Origin of the sequence: Amycolatopsis eburnea, assembly GCF_003937945.1 — a bacterium.
GTDB lineage: Bacteria > Actinomycetota > Actinomycetes > Mycobacteriales > Pseudonocardiaceae > Amycolatopsis > Amycolatopsis eburnea.
Genome location: NZ_RSEC01000014.1, coordinates 21,477 through 40,271, shown reverse-complemented (window position 1 = coordinate 40,271; position 18,795 = coordinate 21,477). Strand labels below are relative to the sequence as shown.

At 72.3% G+C, this 18,795-nt stretch carries 17 protein-coding genes; 10 read left to right on the top strand and 7 right to left on the bottom strand.

Going from position 1 to position 18,795, the window contains the following annotated elements:
• Positions 1–12 precede the first annotated feature (12 nt).
• From EIY87_RS03460 to EIY87_RS03450, 3 genes are all read left to right on the top strand, one after another.
• Complete coding sequence (locus EIY87_RS03460; protein ID WP_125306180.1) at positions 13–978, top strand: RIO1 family regulatory kinase/ATPase domain-containing protein; 966 nt, start codon at positions 13–15, stop codon at positions 976–978.
• 324 nt (positions 979–1,302) lie between these two features.
• Positions 1,303–2,904 carry a DEAD/DEAH box helicase gene (locus EIY87_RS03455; protein WP_125306179.1) on the top strand — a complete coding sequence of 534 codons (1,602 nt, stop codon included), beginning with the start codon at positions 1,303–1,305 and terminating at the stop codon, positions 2,902–2,904.
• A 101-nt stretch (positions 2,905–3,005) separates the two neighbouring features.
• On the top strand, positions 3,006–4,181 hold the full coding sequence (locus EIY87_RS03450) for an 8-amino-7-oxononanoate synthase (protein ID WP_125306178.1): 1,176 nt from the start codon (positions 3,006–3,008) through the stop codon (positions 4,179–4,181).
• A gap of 21 nt (positions 4,182–4,202) precedes the next feature.
• On the opposite strand, the gene EIY87_RS03445 is transcribed toward EIY87_RS03450, so the two are convergent.
• On the bottom strand, positions 4,203–4,637 hold the full coding sequence (locus tag EIY87_RS03445) for a GNAT family N-acetyltransferase (RefSeq protein ID WP_125306177.1): 435 nt from the start codon (positions 4,635–4,637) through the stop codon (positions 4,203–4,205).
• Between the two features lie 17 nt (positions 4,638–4,654).
• Positions 4,655–5,473 (bottom strand): S1 family peptidase, encoded by an 819-nt coding sequence (locus tag EIY87_RS03440; RefSeq protein WP_125306176.1) that lies wholly within the window; start codon positions 5,471–5,473, stop codon positions 4,655–4,657.
• 323 nt (positions 5,474–5,796) lie between these two features.
• On the opposite strand from EIY87_RS03440, the gene EIY87_RS03435 reads away from it, so the two are divergent.
• Both EIY87_RS03435 and EIY87_RS03430 read left to right on the top strand, forming a co-directional pair.
• Entirely contained in the window at positions 5,797–6,480 is a 684-nt protein-coding gene (locus tag EIY87_RS03435; protein ID WP_125306237.1) for a M15 family metallopeptidase, read from the top strand.
• Positions 6,481–6,579: 99 nt separating this feature from the next.
• The gene (locus tag EIY87_RS03430) at positions 6,580–7,974 is read left to right on the top strand and encodes a mycothione reductase (RefSeq protein WP_125306175.1); all 1,395 of its coding nucleotides are present in this window, start codon (positions 6,580–6,582) and stop codon (positions 7,972–7,974) included.
• A gap of 58 nt (positions 7,975–8,032) precedes the next feature.
• Here EIY87_RS03430 and EIY87_RS03425 read toward each other — a convergent pair whose 3' ends face one another.
• The 3 genes from EIY87_RS03425 to EIY87_RS03415 all read right to left on the bottom strand — a co-directional run bounded on the left by EIY87_RS03425 (position 8,033) and on the right by EIY87_RS03415 (position 12,080).
• Positions 8,033–9,817 carry a fibronectin type III domain-containing protein gene (locus tag EIY87_RS03425; protein WP_125306174.1) on the bottom strand — a complete coding sequence of 595 codons (1,785 nt, stop codon included), beginning with the start codon at positions 9,815–9,817 and terminating at the stop codon, positions 8,033–8,035.
• A gap of 85 nt (positions 9,818–9,902) precedes the next feature.
• Positions 9,903–10,799, bottom strand: coding sequence for an XRE family transcriptional regulator (locus EIY87_RS03420; protein ID WP_125306173.1), 897 nt, complete (start codon positions 10,797–10,799; stop codon positions 9,903–9,905).
• A 51-nt stretch (positions 10,800–10,850) separates the two neighbouring features.
• Positions 10,851–12,080 (bottom strand): CynX/NimT family MFS transporter, encoded by a 1,230-nt coding sequence (locus EIY87_RS03415; RefSeq protein WP_125306172.1) that lies wholly within the window; start codon positions 12,078–12,080, stop codon positions 10,851–10,853.
• Positions 12,081–12,128: 48 nt separating this feature from the next.
• Between EIY87_RS03415 and EIY87_RS03410 the strand changes: the two genes are divergently transcribed.
• From EIY87_RS03410 to EIY87_RS03390, 5 genes are all read left to right on the top strand, one after another.
• Positions 12,129–12,812 carry a FadR/GntR family transcriptional regulator gene (locus EIY87_RS03410; RefSeq protein ID WP_125306171.1) on the top strand — a complete coding sequence of 228 codons (684 nt, stop codon included), beginning with the start codon at positions 12,129–12,131 and terminating at the stop codon, positions 12,810–12,812.
• An 80-nt stretch (positions 12,813–12,892) separates the two neighbouring features.
• Positions 12,893–13,381, top strand: a complete 489-nt coding sequence (locus EIY87_RS03405; RefSeq protein WP_125306170.1) for a hypothetical protein — start codon at positions 12,893–12,895, stop codon at positions 13,379–13,381.
• A 73-nt stretch (positions 13,382–13,454) separates the two neighbouring features.
• Entirely contained in the window at positions 13,455–14,297 is an 843-nt protein-coding gene (locus tag EIY87_RS03400; protein ID WP_125306169.1) for a DUF4097 family beta strand repeat-containing protein, read from the top strand.
• A gap of 27 nt (positions 14,298–14,324) precedes the next feature.
• The gene (locus EIY87_RS03395; RefSeq protein WP_125306168.1) at positions 14,325–15,281 is read left to right on the top strand and encodes an ATP-binding cassette domain-containing protein; all 957 of its coding nucleotides are present in this window, start codon (positions 14,325–14,327) and stop codon (positions 15,279–15,281) included.
• On the top strand, positions 15,281–16,084 hold the full coding sequence (locus EIY87_RS03390) for an ABC transporter permease (RefSeq protein ID WP_191983934.1): 804 nt from the start codon (positions 15,281–15,283) through the stop codon (positions 16,082–16,084). The genes EIY87_RS03395 and EIY87_RS03390 overlap by 1 nt, the downstream gene beginning before the upstream one ends.
• A 1-nt stretch (position 16,085) precedes the next feature.
• Here EIY87_RS03390 and map read toward each other — a convergent pair whose 3' ends face one another.
• Both map and EIY87_RS03380 read right to left on the bottom strand, forming a co-directional pair.
• Entirely contained in the window at positions 16,086–16,943 is an 858-nt protein-coding gene (gene map, locus EIY87_RS03385) for a type I methionyl aminopeptidase (RefSeq protein ID WP_086860015.1), read from the bottom strand.
• A gap of 23 nt (positions 16,944–16,966) precedes the next feature.
• Positions 16,967–18,760, bottom strand: a complete 1,794-nt coding sequence (locus EIY87_RS03380) for a penicillin-binding transpeptidase domain-containing protein (RefSeq protein ID WP_191983933.1) — start codon at positions 18,758–18,760, stop codon at positions 16,967–16,969.
• Positions 18,761–18,795 lie beyond the last annotated feature (35 nt).

Below are 18,795 nucleotides of genomic sequence, written 5' to 3'. Positions count from 1 at the left end.
AGAAACCCACCAGTGCGCCAGCACGACTTCGAAGACTTCGACAGTTTCGACGAACAGCCCTCCCGCCGCCGCGCAGCGCGTTCGCGCCGGCGTGGGCGGTTCGACGATCCCGAGCCCACCCGCAGCGGGCGGCTCACCGAAGGCGAGCGCGTCCGGCTCGCCAAGCTCCGCGACGACGCCTACACCGAAAACCAGCTGCCCGACGGGGCCGACCGCTGGTCCACCTGGGACGACGCCGAACACGGCCCGCTGCCCCGGCCGGACTGGGTGGTCACCGAGCTCGCCGCGGTCGACACCGACCTCGGGGTGCTCAAGACCGGCAAGGAGGCCGACGTCCACCTGCTGCGGCGCGGGCTGCCCGGCACCGGCGGCACGCTGCTCGCCGCGAAGCGCTACCGCAGCGACGAGCACAAGCTGTTCCACCGCGACGCGGGCTACCTCGAGGGACGGCGGATGCGCCGCTCCCGCGAGATGCGCGCGATCGAGCACCGCACCGCGTTCGGCCGCAACCTGATCGCCGAGCAGTGGGCCGTCGCGGAGTTCGCCGCACTGGGTCGCTTGTGGACGCTCGGGGCGCCGGTCCCCTACCCGGTGCAGCGCAACGGGACCGAGCTGCTCCTCGAGTTCCTCGGCGAGGAGGACGGGACGGCCGCGCCGCGGCTGGCCCAGGTGCGCCCGGACCCCGAGGAGCTGACGGACCTCTGGTTCCAGGCCACCGCGGCGCTCGAGCTGCTCGCCGCCGAGGGGCTCGCGCACGGCGACCTCTCGGCGTACAACCTGCTCGTGCACCGGGGCCGGCTGATGGTGATCGACCTGCCGCAGGTCGTCGACGTCGTGGCCAACCCCGGCGGCGCCGAGTTCCTGGCCAGGGACGTGCGCAACCTGGCCGGCTGGTTCCACGGCCGCGGGCTCGGCGAGCACGTGACGAACACCGGTGAGCTGCTGGCGGAGCTCGTGACCGCCGCCGGGCTCGGGTGACGCGGGGCGGCGTCGCGGCTGTGGCGCGGAACACGTCTGCGACGCCGCCCACAACCGGTGACCTCGATGCGAAGTCCCAGCTCCGGCTCGGGTACAGTATGTACAGACCGCAACCGGCGGCGTGGATGAGTTGGTGTCCGTCGCCTCCAGAGCCACCGAATGGCTCGCGGTGATCCGTAAATCCCATGCGGCGCGCAGTGTCGGCAAGTGCAAGACACGGTGTGCCGGGTCCGTCCCTGTGAACGCCCACCGCACACCATCTTGCCCTGCCTGCGCGCGGGCAGCCCGGGCCTCCTTGCGACGAACCGCGTCCGAGAGGCATTTGTGACAGTCACGTTCAACTCCGGCCACACCTCGACGTCCGCGCGCGCGGACCGTCCCGACCGCAAGCCGCGCCAGCGGCCCGCGGGTGGGGACATGCTGCGCGACGACGCGGTCGAGACCGTGGCCACCAAGACGTTCGCCCAGCTGGGCCTGCCGGAGCCGCTGCTCCGCGCGCTGGCCGACGCGGGCATCAACAACCCCTTCCCGATCCAGTCCGCGACCATCCCGGACGCGCTGGCCGGCCGTGACGTGCTGGGCCGCGCCCAGACCGGCTCCGGCAAGACCCTCGCCTTCGGCCTGGCCATGCTGGCCCGGCTCGACGGCGGCAAGGCCCGCCCGAAGCGCCCCCGCGCGCTGATCCTGGTCCCGACCCGCGAGCTGGCCATGCAGGTCGCCGACTCGCTGACCCCGCTGGCCAAGGCGCTCGGCCTGTGGTGCCGCACGGCCGTCGGCGGCATGGCCTTCGCCCGCCAGGCCGACGCGCTCTCGCGCGGTGTCGACCTGCTGATCGCCACCCCGGGCCGGCTGTCGGACCACGTCCGGCAGGGCACCGCGCACCTGGGCGACTGCAACTTCATCGCCCTCGACGAGGCCGACCAGATGGCGGACATGGGCTTCATGCCGCAGGTCCGCGAGATCCTCGACCTCACCCCGCCGGGCGGGCAGCGGCTGCTGTTCTCGGCGACGCTCGACGGTGACGTCAACCGCCTGGTCCGCCAGTACCTGACCGACCCGGTCACGCACTCGGTCGCGCCGTCGACCGCGAGCGTCGACACCATGGACCACCACGTGCTCCAGGTGTCGTACCAGGACAAGCAGGACATCATCACGCAGATCGGCGCCCGCGAGGGCCGCACGATCATGTTCGTGCGCACCAAGCACCACGTCGACCGCCTCACCGAGCGGCTGCGCGAGCAGGGCGTGCACGCGGCGGCGCTGCACGGCGGCAAGACGCAGGGGCAGCGCAACCGCGTCCTCGCCGACTTCAAGGACGGCCACACCCCGGTGCTGGTCGCCACGGACGTCGCCGCGCGCGGCATCCACGTCGACGACATCTCGCTGGTGCTGCACGTCGACCCGGCGGCCGACCACAAGGACTACCTGCACCGCGCGGGCCGCACGGCGCGCGCCGGGGCGTCCGGTGTCGTCGTCACGCTGGTCACCAACGACCAGCGCCGCATGGTCAAGCGGATGACCGACCGGGCCGGCGTCCGCGCCGAGTCCACGATGGTCCGTCCGGGCGACGACGCGCTGACCCGCATCACCGGCGCCCAGGAGCCCAGCGGCGAGCCGGTCGTCGAGCGGCGGCGCGAGAACCCGCGTCGCGGTGGCGGCTTCCGCGGTGACCGCGGCTTCGGCGGTTCGGGTCGCGGTGGCTACCGCGGCGACCGCGACCGCGGCGGCGACCGGGGCAGCTACAGCGGCGACCGTGGTGACCGCGGTGGCGACCGCGGCGGTTACGGCCAGGGCTCTCGTGAGGGTCACGGCCACCGCGAAGGCCGTCCCGGCGGCTTCGGCGGCCGCGGCCGTCAGCCCCGGTCGGGCAACGGCGGGGGCTACGGCCGCCCGAGCCGTGGCCCGCGTCGCGGCTACGACAGCTGATCGATCCACCTCGGGAGCCCCGGACCACCAGGTCCGGGGCTCCCGGCGTTTTCGAGGCCCGCCACACGACCTCGCGAGTCATGGATGGGAGACTGCGGGACGTGACTACGCCGCCGACGCTCCCGCCCGATGAGGTTTTCGACTGGCTCGACGTCGAAGCGGAAAAGCGGGCGAACGCGGGGCTCGTGCGGCAGCTGCGACCGCGGCCCGCACAGGCCGACGAGCTGGACCTGGCCGGGAACGACTACCTCGGGCTGGCCCGCGACAAGCGCGTCGCCGGGGCCGCCGCGGCCGCCGCGCTGCGCTGGGGCGCGGGGGCGACCGGGTCCCGCCTCGTCACCGGGTCGACCGAGCTGCACACCGAACTCGAGCTGGAGCTCGCCCGGTTCTGCGGCGTCCAGGCGGCGCTCGTGTTCTCCTCCGGCTTCGCGGCGAACCTGGGGGCGGTGACCGCGCTGTCGGGCGCCGAGTCCGCGATCGTCACCGACAAGTACATTCACGCTTCGCTGATCGAGGGCTGCCGGCTGTCGCGCGCCGATGTCGCCGCGGTCGCGCACTCGACGCCGTCGGCGATCAAGCACGCCCTCTCGACGCGGCGCAAGCCGCGGGCGCTCGTGGTGACCGACTCGGTGTTCTCGGTGGACGGCGACCTCGCGCCGCTCGGCGAGCTGGCCGGCATCTGCCGCGAGCACGGGGCCGCGCTGCTGGTCGACGACGCGCACGGCTTCGGCGTCCTCGGCGAAGGCGGCCGCGGCGCGGTTCACGCGGCCGGGCTCGCGGGTGCGCCCGACGTCGTCACGACGTTGACGCTGTCGAAGTCGCTCGGTGCCCAAGGCGGGGCGGTGCTCGGGCCGCGTCGCGTGATCAAGCACCTCGTGGACACGGCGCGCAGCTTCATCTTCGACACCGCGCTGGCGCCGGCGAGTGCGGCCGCCGCGCTGGCGGCGCTGCACGCGCTGAAGGAAGAGCCCGGACTCGCGGGGAAGGTCGCCGAGAACGCGGGCAACCTCGCGATGTCCTTGAAGGCGGCCGGGCTGAAGGCGAGCCTGCCGGACGCCGCCGTCATCTCCGTTCAGGCGCCTTCGGCCGAGACGGCGGTCGCGTGGGCGGCGGCGTGCGCGGAGCAGGGCATCCGCGTCGGGTGCTTCCGGCCGCCGTCGGTGCCGGACGGCATCTCACGGCTGCGCCTGACCGCGCGGGCCGACCTCACGGAGGCCGATGTGGACCGCGCGGTGAAGGTGATCACCGCGACGGCGCCGCGGGGCGCGACCGCCTGACGCGGCTCGCGTGAAAAGGGGTCAGCGGGCGAGGCGGCGCATGCGGATGTGCGGGATGCCGTCTTCGTCGGTGTACTCCGCGCCTTCGGCGACGAAGCCGTAGCGCGCGTAGAAGCCCTGGACGTAGGTCTGGGCGTCGAGGACGTACTCGCCCGGGACCGTCAGCGCCTCTTCCATGAGCCGGGCCGCCAAGCCCTGGCCGCGGGCGTTCGCCGCCGTGGCCACGCGGCCGATGCGGCGGATGTCGCCCGGGTCGAGCAGGACTCGCAGGTAGGCCAGCACGCCTTCGTCACCCTCGAACCACAGGTGGCGGGTGTCGGGCTTCAGGTCACGGCCGTCGAGTTCGGGGTACGCGGCTTTCTGCTCCACCACGAAGACGTCCACGCGCAGGCGGAGGATGTCGTGGAGCTGGGCGGCCGTCAGTTCGGGACCGGTCGCGTCGTGCAGGGTCGGCATACCCCTGCTTACCACGCTCAGGGGAAGAGCGTGCGCGGCCTGGCCTGGGCTTCGATGTCGTCGGTGTAGGCCGAGACGCGGGTGTAGACCCCCGGCTTGCCCGCCTTGCCGCAGCCGTCGCCGAAGGACACGATGCCGATCAGGGTGTCGCCCACGACGAGGGGGCCGCCGGAGTCGCCCTGGCAGGCGTCCTTGCCGCCCTCGGGGTAGCCCGCGCAGACCATCGTCTTCTGGTTGTAGACGTTGTAGTCGGCGCTGCACTCGCTGTCGGAGACCAGCGGGACGTCGACGCTGCGCAGGTAGTCGGAGCGGGCGCCGCCGTCGGCGACGCGGCCCCAGCCGAGGACCGTCGCCTTCGTGCCTGTCGCGTACACGCTCGTGTCGTCGCTGCCGGGCAGCTTCGCCGGGCGGTAGTCGAGCTGGCCGCGGACGGTCAGGACCGCGACGTCGTCGCCCTGCGTCGGGTCGCTGTAGCCCTTGCTGATCCAGACCTTGGAGACGCCGAGGACCTGGCCGTCGTCCGTGCGCTTGTCCTCGCGGCCCGCGACCACCCGGATGTCCTGCTTCGCGACCGCCTTCGCGCAGTGGGCCGCCGTCGCGACCGCCGTGGAGCTGACGATCACCGCGCCGCAGAACTGGTTGCCGCCGCCGTCGGTCAGGAACACCGCGTACGGGTGGTCGCCGAGCGAGGCCTTTTCGCCGCCGACGATCCGCGCCTGGTTGCCGGATCCGGGGTCCGCCGACGCCGTGCCGACCACGACCGGGACGGTCACCGCGGCCACGGCGAGGAGCGCGCCGCTCGCGAGCAGCAGGGATCGACGGGACTTCACGGACATGGGACGTTCCCCTCATCAGACACGGCGAAGAACAAGCGCTCGGCACCCGGGCGACTCCGGTGCGTGAACGTCGTTGCGCTGAATACCCTAATCGGAGTGAGCCCAAAGCGGTGTCACTGGAACGGGTGGACTCCGCGCTCCGCGACCGGCCGTGCCAAGCTGGCCGGATGCGGCGGACGGTGGTGGTGCTCGGGGCGGTGCTGACCCTCGCGCTGACGTCGTGTGCTGCCGAAGAACTGCCGTCGGCGCCGCGGCCGGCGCCGCCGAGCCCGACCACGACGGCTCCGGTGACGGCGTCCGGCGCGCCCGCCGTCACCTGGCAGGTGGGTGCCCGGCCACTCCCCCGGCGGTCCGACGGCTTCGGCGAGATCGAACCGACGCCACCCGAACTGGTGAACCGGGCACTTCCGACAAAAGACCTCCTGCCACCGCCCGCCGGGGACCGGTACGCGTCGACGATCGGCGCGGTGCCCGCCGACGTCCTCGCGCGCAGCACCTGGCAGGCCGCGTGCCCGGTCAAGGCGACCGACCTGCGCTACCTGACGATGTCGTTCTGGGGCTTCGACGGCCGCGCGCACACCGGCGAGATGCTGGTCAACGCCAAGAGCGCCGCCGGGATCACCCAGGTCTTCGGGCAGCTCTTCGCGACGCGCTTCCCCCTCGAAGAGATGCGCGTGACCAGCCCCGCCGAACTCACCGCGCCCCCGACCGGCGACGGGAACTCGACCAGCGCGTTCGTCTGCCGCCCGGCGCGCGGGCAGACGAGCTGGTCGGCGCACGCCTACGGCCTCGCCGTCGACGTCAACCCGTTCTGCAACCCCTACACCCAGGGCGACCTCGTGCTGCCCGAGCTGGCCTCGGCCTACGTCGACCGCTCGAACCGCCGGCCGGGCATGGTGCTGGCCGGCGACGCGACCGTGCGGGCGTTCGCCGCGATCGGCTGGAGCTGGGGTGGCTCGTGGTCCAGCCCGAAGGACCGGATGCACTTCACCGGCAACGGCCACTGACCACGTAATACGACGTTAAGCACATCGGGGAACACCAGCTCGCCGGAGCCGGTTGGCTAGGGTGAATCGACCGGAGCCGACCCCCCCGCGGAGGATGCAGTGCCCCACTACGACCTGGTGATCGTCGGGACGGGATCGGGGAACTCGATCCTCGGCCCGGAGTTCGCCGGCAAGAAGACGGCGATCGTCGAGAAGGGCACGTTCGGGGGCACCTGCCTCAACGTCGGCTGCATCCCGACGAAGATGTTCGTGTACGCCGCCGACGTCGCGTACACGCCTTCGCACAGCGCGAAGTACGGCGTCGACGAAGAGCTGAAGGGCGTGCGCTGGCGCGACATCCGCGACCGGGTCTTCGGCCGGATCGACCCGATCGCCGCGGGCGGCGCGGAGTACCGCCGCAGCCACGAGGACAACGCGAACGTCGACGTCTACGACGGCACCGCCCGCTTCACCGGGCACAAGGAGCTGCGCGTCAGCTTCGCCGACGGGCGTCCCGACGAGGTGCTGACCGCCGACAAGTTCGTGCTCGCCGCGGGCGGGCGCCCGGTGATCCCGGAGATCCCCGGCCTCGACACCGTCGAGTACCACACCTCCGACACCGTGATGCGGCTCGACGAGCTGCCCGAGCGCCTCGTCATCCTGGGCGGCGGGTACATCGCGGCCGAGTTCGCGCACGTCTTCGCCTCGTTCGGCGTGCACGTCACGCTGGTCAACCGCTCAGGCAGGCTGCTGCGGTCGGAGGACGACGACGTCAGCGAGCGGTTCACCGAGCTGGCCGCGCAGCGGTTCGACGTCCGGCTCGACCGCAAGACCGTCCGGGCGCGCAAGACCGAGCACGGCGTCGCGCTGGACCTCGAAGGACCGCAGGGCGCCGAAACCGTCGAGGCCGACGTGCTGCTGGTCGCGACCGGGCGACGGCCGAACTCCGATCTGCTGGACGTCGCCACCACCGGGGTGACCACATTGGACAGTGGGCACGTCGTGGTCGACGACCACCAGGAGACCGTCGTCGAGGGCATCTACGCGCTCGGCGACCTTTCCTCGCCGCACGAGCTCAAGCACGTCGCCAACCACGAAGCCCGGGTGGTGCAGCACAACCTGCTGCACCCGGAGGACCCGATCACCGCCGACCACCGGTTCGTGCCGCACGCGGTGTTCACGCACCCGCAGGTGGCGTCGGTCGGGCTCACCGAGCGGAAGGCGCGCGAACAGGGCGTCTCGTACGTGACCTCGAAGCAGGACTACGCCGGGATCGCGTACGGCTGGGCGATGGAGGACACCACCGGCTTCGCGAAGCTCCTGGCCGACCCGGCGACCGGGCAGCTGCTCGGTGCGCACATCATCGGGCCGCAGGCGTCGTCGGTGATCCAGCCGCTGATCCAGGCGATGAGCTTCGGCCTCGACGCGCGGAGCATGGCGCGCGGGCAGTACTGGATCCACCCGGCGATGCCGGAGCTGATCGAGAACGCCCTGCTCGGCCTGCCCCTGGACTGATGTTCCTGAAGGCCACCTTGAGGAACGTAGAGTTCCTCAAGGTGGCCTTCACGGCTTTTCAGAGGGTGAGGGACCAGGTGTCGAGGGTGCCGGTGTCGCCGGGGCCGTAGTCGGTGACGCGCAGCTGCCAGCGGCCACCGGCCGGAGACGCCGCGGGGACGGTGAAGGTGCGGGCGCCAGTCCACGCGGTGCAGGTGCTGCCGCCGCTGTACTTGAGCGCGTACGCCTTGCCGTTCGGGTCCAGCAGCGTGACGCCGAGGTCTTCGGCGCACGTGTGGCGGATGGTCACCGCGACCGTCAGCGGCGTCGCGGCCTGACCGGTCAGGGTGGACGTGACCGGGCTGAACACCTGCTGGTAGTCGCGGATCGCGAAGTCGGTGTCGTTCGTCAAGGTCCGGCCGCCGTCCACCTGGGTCCGTGCCGGAACCGCGGTGCTGGCCGGTGACACGTTCCCCGCGGCGTCGCGCGCCTTGACCGTGAACGTGTACGCGGTGTCCGGCGCGAGACCGGTGACGGTCGCCGAAGTCCCGGTGACGCTCGTGGCGAGCGCGGAACCGTTGTAGACGTCGTACGCGGTGACGTCGCCGGTGGACGCGTCCCAGGCCAGCGAAACGCTGGTGGCCGTCGTGCCGGTGACCCTCGGATTGGCCGGGGCGCCCGGCAGCGTCGTGCCGCCGCCGGTGACGAGCGTGAGCTGCCACTTGCCCAAGGCCTCGAGCACCGGCTGGAACAGGGACAGGTCGCCGTCGGACGGGTTCTCGACGCACTGGGACGGGCCGCCGTCGTGCAGGCCGGTCGCCTTGTCGCCGAGCAGCCAGCCGCCGCCGGAGTCGCCGCCGAGGGAGCACGCCGTGGTCCAGGTGAGGTCGTCGATGACCAGGCCACCGCCGTAGTCGACGGACTTGTGCGTGTACTTCACCTCGCCGCACTGCCAGTGCGAGGTGTTGCCGGAGTGGCAGACGCGGTCGCCGACCATCGCCTCGGCCGCGCCGGACAGCGTGATCGCGGACTGGCCCCAGGTGTTGACCGACGCCGACAGGTTCCAGCCGGGCTCCGTCACCGCCACGACGCCCATGTCGCCTTCGCGGGCGTTGACGCTGTGCGTGCCGCCGACGTTCGAGGTGCCGATGCGGTTCTGCTGGCCCGAAGCGCCGTACGCGGCTTGGTCGCGGTCGTTCGTGCAGTGGCCCGCGGTCAGGAAGTGCTTGGCACCCCCCGAATCCGTCACCGGGAAACCGACCGAGCAATTGCTTTCGCTGCCCGGCCACCACGGGTTCCCGGTCTGGATCGTGCCGGACTGCTGCCTCGGTGACGACGCCGTCTCGGTGATCCGGACCCCGAGTTCCCGCACCCGGGAAAGGAAACTCTCGGTCGCCGCGGTCTTCTTCGTCCGGTCGACGTCCACGCCGACCTCGTTGCCGCGGACGTCGACACCCCAGCCGTAGACGCCGGGTACGCCGGTGCCGACCAGGGCGCGGACGGACGCGTCGGTGCGGTCGAGGTCGGCCCGACTGCGCGCGACCACCCGAGCCGTCGCCCCCACGGCACGCGCCTGCTCGGCCGCTTCGGGCGTCGTGACGGCGACGGTCAGCTTCCCGGCGGCGGCGTCGAACCACTGCCCGGCCGACCGCGCGCGCACCGAAACGGGCAGGGCGGCGGCCAAGCGGTGGGCGTCGTCCTGGGCGGCGAGCTGGGCGCGGGCTTGGCCCGCGGTGAGGTTGAAGGCCGCGGCCACGCCCGCCACCTCGGCGTCCGGGTGCCCCGGTGCCGCTTCGGCGGGCGAGACGCCCAGCCCGAGCGCGGCCAATGCGGCCACGCCGGCGGCGGATACGAATCTGCGCATCGATTTCTCCTCGGATCGGCGAGTGGAGTGCGCAGACGGTAAGCCGCCGGAAACCCCGCGGCGCAGATCCGGAAGTCCTTAACAGTTAACTGGCGGGCCAATCCCATTCGAAGCCGTACCGGCCGGGACCGAAGTTGAGCGCGACCCCGTGCACCGCACCGGATTCCGGGACGATCTCGGTTTCTTCGCCGGGCTCGGCGAAACGGCGGCAGACCGGCGGGACGGCCTCGGGCGAGAACCGGATTTCGAGCACGTATTCGCGGACCGGGAGCCGAAATTTGCGTTCGTAGTTCGTCGCGATCGGGTACGGCGCGCGGTTCACGAGCGTGTGCTCGGTGATCACCGTTTCGCCGCGTTCGAGCGGCCGGGCGAAGAGCAGTTCGACGACGAGGAGGCCGTCTTCGGGCTTCACCACGGTGCGGCCGGGCCGGCAGCCACGCAGCGAGCGCAGTTCCGGCAGCGGCCGGTCGTGCTCGTCCAGGTGCAGGATCACCACCCACCGGTCCGGGCCGTCGGCTTCGGCCCGCAGCACCTGCCGCGACCGGATCTCCCGTTCCTCGCGGCCGGCGCCGACGAGGACGACGTCGTGCTGGCTGAGCCGGGTCAGCCGCTCGTCCCACCGGGTGTCCACATCGGACACCGCGGCGGCGATGCGCCGCCCGTCCGGCCAGAACCGGCCGATCTCGGCGGCCGCGGACCGGCGGGCCCGGGGCGGGCCGAGCAGCGCGGCGAGCGAGCCGGCCGGTACTTCCAGGACGGCTTCGAGCTGCCTCAGCCCCCGTACCGAATCACGCCGTTCGGGGCGGCTGCGGCCGGACTGCCAGTAGCTCAGCGTCGCCGTCGTGACCGAGACGCCGCGGGCGCGCAGGTGTTCGCGGAGCCGGTCCAGGCTCAGCCCGCGGGCGCGGATCGCCGCGCGCAGGGCGGCGTCGAACGGGCCCTCGCGCAGCAACGCCCCGAGGTCGGGGGACGGCACGGCCACCGAAAGATCTTAAGCCGCGCCGACCCGGCGAAAGGTGTTAACAGTTAAGAATCAGACGAACCGGCGGCGCCCGGCGAGCACGCCGAACACCACCTGCACGACGAGGAGGCCGAGCAGCATCGCCAGCGGCACGGTCCAGCCGCCCGCGAGGTCGTGCAGCAGGCCGAAGAGGAACGGCCCGAGCGCGGCGAACAGGTAGCCGAAGCCCTGCGCCATGCCGGACAGCCGGGCGGTGTCCGCGCCGGTCCGCGCCCGCAGCGCGATCACGGTCAGCGCCAGCGAGAACACGCTCATGCCGAGCCCGATCAGCAGGCTCCACAGCAGCGGCGACCACGCCGGGGCGAACAGCAGCCCGGCGGTCCCGGCGAACCCGACCACGCCGAGCGCGGCGATCCACGGCCCCTGCCCGCGCTGCCGGGCGGCCATCGGCGCGACGAAGAGGCTGATCGGCACGGCGATCAGCGAGACCAGGCCGAACAGCAGGCCGGCGTCGTCGCGCGACACGCCCGCGTCCATCAGCACCTGCGGGAACCAGCCCATCGCCGCGTAGGCGTAGAAGGCCTGCAGGCCGAAGAAGACCGTGACGATCCAGGCGAGCCGGTTGCGCAGCAGCGAACGGCCGCCCGCGGCGGCGTCGGCGTGCCTCGGCGCCCGGCCGGTGCCGCGGGCTGCGAGAATCCACGCCAGCAGCGCGACGACGGCCACCACGGCCCAGCTGCCCAGCGCCGGGCGCCAGCCGCCGAACGCGTCGCCGAGCTGCGGGGTCACCGCCGACCCGAGCGCGCCGCCGCCCTGCAGGGCCGCGGTGTAGACGCCGGTCATGACGCCGATGCGGGCCGGGAAGGAGTCCTTGATGACCACCGGGATCAGCACGTTGATCAGGGCGATGCCGGCGGTGGCCACCAGCGTCCCGCCGAGCACCACGGCCGGGCCGTCGAGCACGCGCAGCACGAGCCCGGCCGCGAGCGTGCTCAGCGCGATCGCGATGGCGGCGCCGATTCCGGCCCGGCGGGCGAGCAGCGGCGCGGCCAGCCCGGCGCCCGCGAAGCACAGCGTCGGCAACGTCGTGAGCACGCCGGCCCAGACCCCGGAAGTCCCGAGGTCCTGCCGCATTTCCGCGAGCATCGGGCCGACGCCGGTGATGGCCGGGCGCAGGTTGAGGGCGGTGAGCACCACCGCGACCGCCAGCAGCGCCCCGGCGGCGACCACGCCCGGGGTGCGGAACTCCACGGCGCCGTCGAGTTCGGGTTCGAGGGCGGATTCACGGTGTTCGACGTGCATGACGGCTACTATCGCATACGTAGGATGATTGGATGAAGGGATAATACTGTGCCTCTGGCCACCACCCGGCGAGCAGGCCTCGTCGACCAGGTCATCGACCAGCTGCGGACCGCGGTCACGCAGGGCGAATGGCCCATCGGCGAACGCATCCCCACCGAAGCCGAGCTCGTCGACCAGCTCGGCGTCGGGCGCAACACCGTGCGCGAAGCCGTGCGCGCGCTCGCCCACACCGGCCTGCTGGAGGTCCGGCAGGGCGACGGCACATACGTGCGCGCCACCAGCGAGGTGTCCGGCGCGATCCGGCGGCTCTGCGGGTCGGAGCTGCGCGAAGTCCTGCAGGTCCGGCGCACTCTGGAGGTCGAGGGCGCACGCCTGGCCGCCGCCGAGCGGACCGACGACGAGGTCGCCGAGCTGTGGGACCTGCTGTCCCGCCGGGAGACCGAGCTGCGCGAGGGGCGCTGGGAGGACTTCGCGCGCACGGATGCGGAGTTCCACTGCGCCGTCGTCCGCGCCGGCCACAACCGGCTGCTCACCGAGCTCTACCGCGGGCTGACCGAGGTCATCACGGCCAGCGTCGCGGCGACGTCCAGCATCACGCCGGGCGCCGAGCACGTGCCCGAGATCGGCCACGAAGGGCTGGCCCGCGCCATCGCCGAGCGGGACGCGGAGCGGGCGGCCGCCGAGGCGTGCGGCTTCCTGGACGAGCTCCTGCAGCGCATCGAACCCTCCTGACCTGCACCGACGCCACTTTGAACCCCTAAGGGTGCCATTTCAGGGTTGTCGTGGCACCACTATGGCGCCATAGTTGTGCCATGGACCTGACGCCCTTCGTGGACGAACTCCGCCGGGAGCTCGCGGTCGCCGCCGAAGCGGCGGGCGAGGAAGCCGTCGCCCTGGCCGAGCGGCTCACCGCGCCGCTCGAATCGGCGATCCGGCTCACCCTGCTCGACGCCCTTTCCGCGGCGGCCGACGAAATCACCCGCGACCTCGCGCCCGGCTCCGTCGAGGTGCGCCTGCGCCGCCGCGAAGCCGAATTCGCCGTCGCGCTGCCCGCCGCACCCGAGCCGCCGCCCCGGGAAACACCGCCGGCGCCCCCGGAAACCGACGACGGCGCCGTCGCCCGGGTCAACCTCCGGCTGCCCGAAGCGCTCAAGCAGCGCGTCGAAGAAGCCGCGAACCGGGAAATGCTCTCGATCAACGCCTGGCTCGTGCGGGCCGCGAACGCCGCCCTCGGTCCCGGCAAGGGCCAGACGCAGCGCCGGTCGGTCTTCGGCGAGAAGTACACCGGCTGGGTTCAGTAACCCACCCGTCTCTTTCACCTACACGTCTCCGACCTGCGGAGACGCCACCCGAGCACCCCAGGAGGGCGCAGCCATGCCCGTTTTCGCCACCCCCGAGCCGATCTCGGCCACGATCGACGTCAGCGTCGCCGACATCCGGATCGTCGCCGGCGAGCGCGCGGAAACCACCGTCGAGATCGAGCCCGCCGACCCGTCCGAACCCGAAGACCTGAAGGCGGTCGCCAAGACCCGCGTCGAGTTCGCGAGCGGCGAGCTGCTGGTCAAGGGCCCGAAGTACGCCACCAAGCTGTGGGGCAAGGGCGGCTCGCTGCACGTCACGGTCGAGCTGCCCGCCGGCTCGCGCCTCAGGTCCACGGCCGCCATGGGCGACATCCGGGTCAGCGGCCAGGTCGGCGACAGCCGCATCAAGACCTCGGTCGGCGACATCCACCTCGACCGGGCCGCCCGGCTCGAGGCGAGCACCGCCACCGGCGACGTCACCGTCGAACGGGCCACCGGCCACGTCGAGGCCCACACCGGCTCCGGCGAGCTGCGGATCCGCGAGATCGACGGCACGGCCGTGCTGAAGAACTCCAACGGCGAGACCCGCGTCGGCGAAGTCACCGGCGACCTGCGGGTCAGCACCGCGAACGGCGACATCTTCGTCTCCCTCGCGCACGCCGGCGTGCACGCCAAGACCGCGTCCGGCGACATCCGGCTCAACGAGGTCATGCGCGACGCCATCATCCTCGAGACCGCCGTCGGCGAGATCGAGGTCGGCGTCCGCGAGGGCAGCGCCGCCTGGCTCGAGCTCAACTCCCTGACCGGTTCCGTGCGCAACACGCTCACCCCCTCCGAGGGCCCTGGCGGGACCACGGAAACGGTCGAGGTCAAAGCCCACACCTACACCGGCGACATCGTCATCCGCCGGGCCTGAAGTCTCCACGCGAAGAAGGGGAAGACCATGCCAGACGCCATTGTGGCCGAAGGGCTCGTCAAGAAATACGGCTCCGTCACCGCCCTCGACGGGATGGACCTGCGGGTCCCGGAAGGCACCGTGCTCGGTGTGCTCGGGCCGAACGGCGCCGGGAAGACGACCACCGTGCAGATCCTCACGACGCTGCAGAAGCCGGACGCGGGCCGCGCGACCGTCGCCGGGTTCGACGTCGTGAAGGACGCGCACGTGCTGCGCTCGCACATCGGCGCGTCCGGCCAGTACGCCGCCGTCGACCAGGAGCTGACCGGGGCCGAGAACCTCGAGATGGTCGGGCGGCTCTACCACCTCGGCACCAAGCGGGCCAAGGCCCGCGGCCGGGAGCTGCTGGCCCGGTTCAGCCTCGAAGACGCCGCCGACCGGCCGGTGAAGGGCTACTCCGGCGGCATGCGGCGCCGGCTCGACCTGGCCGGCGCGCTCGTGGCCAACCCGCCGGTGCTGTTCCTCGACGAGCCCACGACCGGGCTCGACCCGCGGGCCCGCACCGAGCTGTGGGACGTCATCACCGAACTGGTCGCGGGCGGCACGACGCTGCTGCTGACCACGCAGTACCTCGAGGAAGCCGACCGGCTGGCCGACAGCATCGCCGTCGTCGACCACGGGCGCGTGATCGCCCGCGGCACCGCCGACGAGCTCAAGGACCTCGTCGGCGGCGAGCGGATCGAGCTGACCGTCGGCACGCACGCCGACGTCGAGGTGGCGCGGCGAGCGCTGGCGCGGCTGGCCAGCGGCGAGCCGCAGGCCGAGGCGTTCCGGCTCACCGTGCCCGTGACCCACGGCGCGAAAGCGCTTACCGAAGCGCTGGCCCTGCTCGCCGCCGACGGCGTCGACGTCCGCGACGTCGGCGTCCGCCGCCCCACCCTCGACGACGTTTTCCTCACCCTGACCGGCCACGAAACGGCCGAACCCGCGAAGGAGGCCGTGTGATGAACGCGGTGCAGATGGCCGTCACCGACGGCGTGACCGTCGCCAAGCGCAACTCGATCAAGATCGTCCGGTCACTGGACCTGCTCGGGTCCATCGTGTTCATGCCGGTGATGTTCGTGCTGCTCTTCGGCTACGTCTTCGGCAGCGTGATCGACATCCCGGGCATGTCCTACCGCGAGTTCATGCTCCCGGGGATCTTCACCCTCGCGGTGGCGATGGGCAGCATCGTCACCGGCTACGGCCTGACCGACGACCTGCAGAAGGGCATCATCGACCGGTTCAGATCGCTGCCGATGTCGCCGGCCGCGGTGCTGATCGGGCGGACCACGGCGGACCTCATCCTCAACGTGACGAGCCTGCTCATCATGGGCCTCGTCGGCCTGCTGGTCGGCTGGCGCATCCACACCGGCGTCTTCGAGGCGCTGGGCGGCGTGCTCCTGCTGCTCGCCTTCGCCTACGCGCTGTCGTGGGTGATGGGGACGCTCGGCCTCGCCGTGCGCAAGCCCGAGGTGTTCAACAACGTCTCGAGCGTGGCGATCTTCCCGCTCACGTTCCTGGCCAACACGTTCGTCGACAGCGGCAGGCTGCCCACCCCGCTGCGGGTGATCGCGGACTGGAACCCGGTCTCGGCGATCACCCAGGCGGCGCGGGAGCTGTTCGGCAACACCAGCGCGGCGATGCCGGTGCACGACGTCTGGCCGATGCAGCACGCCGTGCTCGCGTCGGTGCTGTGGATCGCGGTGCTGCTGGTGGTCTTCGTGCCGCTTTCGGTGCGCTGCTACAAGAAGGCCACCAGCCACTGACTCACGGCAGCGTGAGGATCTCGCTGCCGTCGGCCGTCACCACGAGGGTGTGCTCGAACTGGGCCGTCCACTTCTTGTCCTTCGTGGTGACGGTCCAGTCGTCGGACCAGATGTCGTAGTCGATGGTGCCCAGCGTGATCATCGGCTCGATCGTGAAGGTCATGCCCTCCTCGATGATCGTGTCGACGGAGGGCTCTTCGTAGTGCAGGACCGTCGGCGGCGTGTGGAACGCGGGGCCGACGCCGTGGCCGGTGAAGTCGCGGACCACGCCGTAGCCGAAGCGCTTGGCGTAGGACTCGATGACCCGGCCGATGACGTTGAGCTGGCGGCCCGGCCGGACCGCCTTGATCGCCCGCATCGTCGCCTCGCGGGTGCGCTCGACCAGCAGGCGGGCCTCTTCGGAGACGTCGCCGGCCAGGAACGTCGCGTTCGTGTCGCCGTGGACGCCGCCGATGTAGGCGGTGACGTCGATGTTGCAGATGTCGCCGTCCTCGATCACCGTCGAGTCCGGGATGCCGTGGCAGATGACCTCGTTGAGCGAGGTGCAGCACGACTTCGGGAAGTGGCGGTAGCCCAGCGTCGAGGGGTAGGCGTGGTGGTCGAGCAGGAACTCGTGCACCACCTTGTCGATGTCGTCCGTCGTGGCGCCCGGCTTGACCGCCTTGCCGCCCTCCTCCAGCGCCTGCGCCGCGATCCGGCTCGCGATCCGCATCGCCTCGATCACCTCGGGCGTGCGCACGCCGTTGCCGGTGTCCCGCTTCGGCGCCGGCTTGTCCACGTACTCGGGACGGGCGATGGAACTGGGGACGTCGCGGCGCGGCGTCTGGACGCCGGGAACCAGCGGGGCACGAACGGACATGCCCCCACTTTACGACGGCCCGCTCAGCCGACCCCGGCCAGGAACCGGTGGGCGGCCTGCACCGCCGGTTTCGACGAACCGGCCTCGGTCAGCAGCACGGCGAACGCCAGGTCGCCGCGGTAACCGACGAACCAGCCGTGCGCGCGGGAGCCGTCGCCGAACTGGGCGGTGCCGGTCTTGCCCGCCACGTCGGGGATGTCCCGCAGGCCGGTCGCGGTGCCGCTGGTGACGACCTCGCGCATCATCCCGCGCAGCGCGTCGAGGACGTCCTGCGAAGGCGCGTCGCCGACGTTGTTCGTGCTCGCCGGCATGCCCTTCACCAGCGACGGCGTCGGCACGTGACCGGCCTGCACGGTCGCCGCGACCAGGGCCATGCCGAACGGGCTGGTGACCACCGTGCCCTGGCCGAAGCCGTTTTCGGCGCGCTGGACGGCCGAGTCGCTGGCCGGGACGGCGCCGGTGACCGTGGTCAGGCCGGGGACCACGAAGTCGGCGCCCAGCCCGAACGAGCGGGCGGCGTCGGTCAGCGCCGGGGCCGGGAGGCCCGCGGCGAGCCGGGCGAAGGTCGTGTTGCAGGACCGCGCGAACGCCGTCTTCAGCGGGACCCGGCCCAGGTCGAAGCGGCCTTCGTTCGGCACCACCCGGTTTTCGACCGTCGTGGTGCCGGGGCAGTCGACCGGGCTGCCCGCGTCGACGTCGCCCGCCGACAGCGCGGCCGCGGCCGTCACGATCTTGAACGTCGATCCCGGCGGGTAGCGCCCGGACAGCGCCAGCGACCCTTCGTCGTCGGCGGCGCCGTTCTGCGCGACGGCGAGGATGTCGCCGCTCGACGGCTGGATCGCCACCAGCGCGGCCGGGTACTCCTCGGTTTCGAGGGCCTTCTCGGCGGCGGCCTGGATCCGCGCGCTGAGCGTGCTGGTCACGGCGGGCGCGGGCCGCGGCGGCTCGGCCTTGAGCTCCGCCGACTCGCCCCCGGTGACGTCCCGGGTGACGATCCGCCAGCCCGCCGCCCCGGCCAGCTCCTGCTCGACCAGCGCGCGGATGCCCGGCAGGACCTGCTGACCCGACCCGCGGGTCACCGGCAGCAGCCGCTCCTGGCTGGCGAAGCGGACGCCGGGCAGGTCGTAGATCACCGGCTTGACCCGCTGGTAGTCGCCGGCGCGCAGGCTGATCACCGGGTAGGCGTCGCCGGGCTTGGTCTTGTTCATCCCGTCGAGCACCGAGCGGCCGGTGACCGACGGCTCGTACCGGTGCAGCGCCTTGGCGAGCGTCCCGGCGACCGCGCTCGGGTCGCCGGCCTTCTGCGGGTCGACGACCACGCCGATCACGGTCTGCGGGCGCATCAGCGGCACGCCGTCGCGGTCGAGCACCGGTGCCGTCTCGGGCAGCTGGGGCAGCAGGCCGAGGGTCTGGCCGACGGCCAGCTGCGGGTGCACGACGGTCGGCTGCCAGTGCACCTGCCAGCCGGTTTCGGCCGCGCGCAGCTGCGCGTCGGCGCGGTAGGACCAGCTCCGGCCGTGCGGCAGGTGCCAGGTGAGCTGGTAGCCGGCGGTGACGACGTCGCCGTCGGGCTGCTTCACCTCTTCGTCGTCGACGTCGAGCGACTCCGGGTCGAGCACGCCGAGGACCTGGCTCAGCACGGTCTTCGCGGCGTCGGGCGAGTCGGTGTTCGCCGCCGCTGCGGCAACGTCCCCGGACGCGACCGCGTCCAGGAATGCGGAGAGGGCGTCCTCGGGACCGTCGCCCGAGCACCCGGCCGTGGTCGCGGCGGCGAGCAGCAGCACCGCGAGCGCACCACGGCGTCGACGTGCACTCATGGCGGGATAATGCCCTGGTCAGCGCGTGTCTCCCG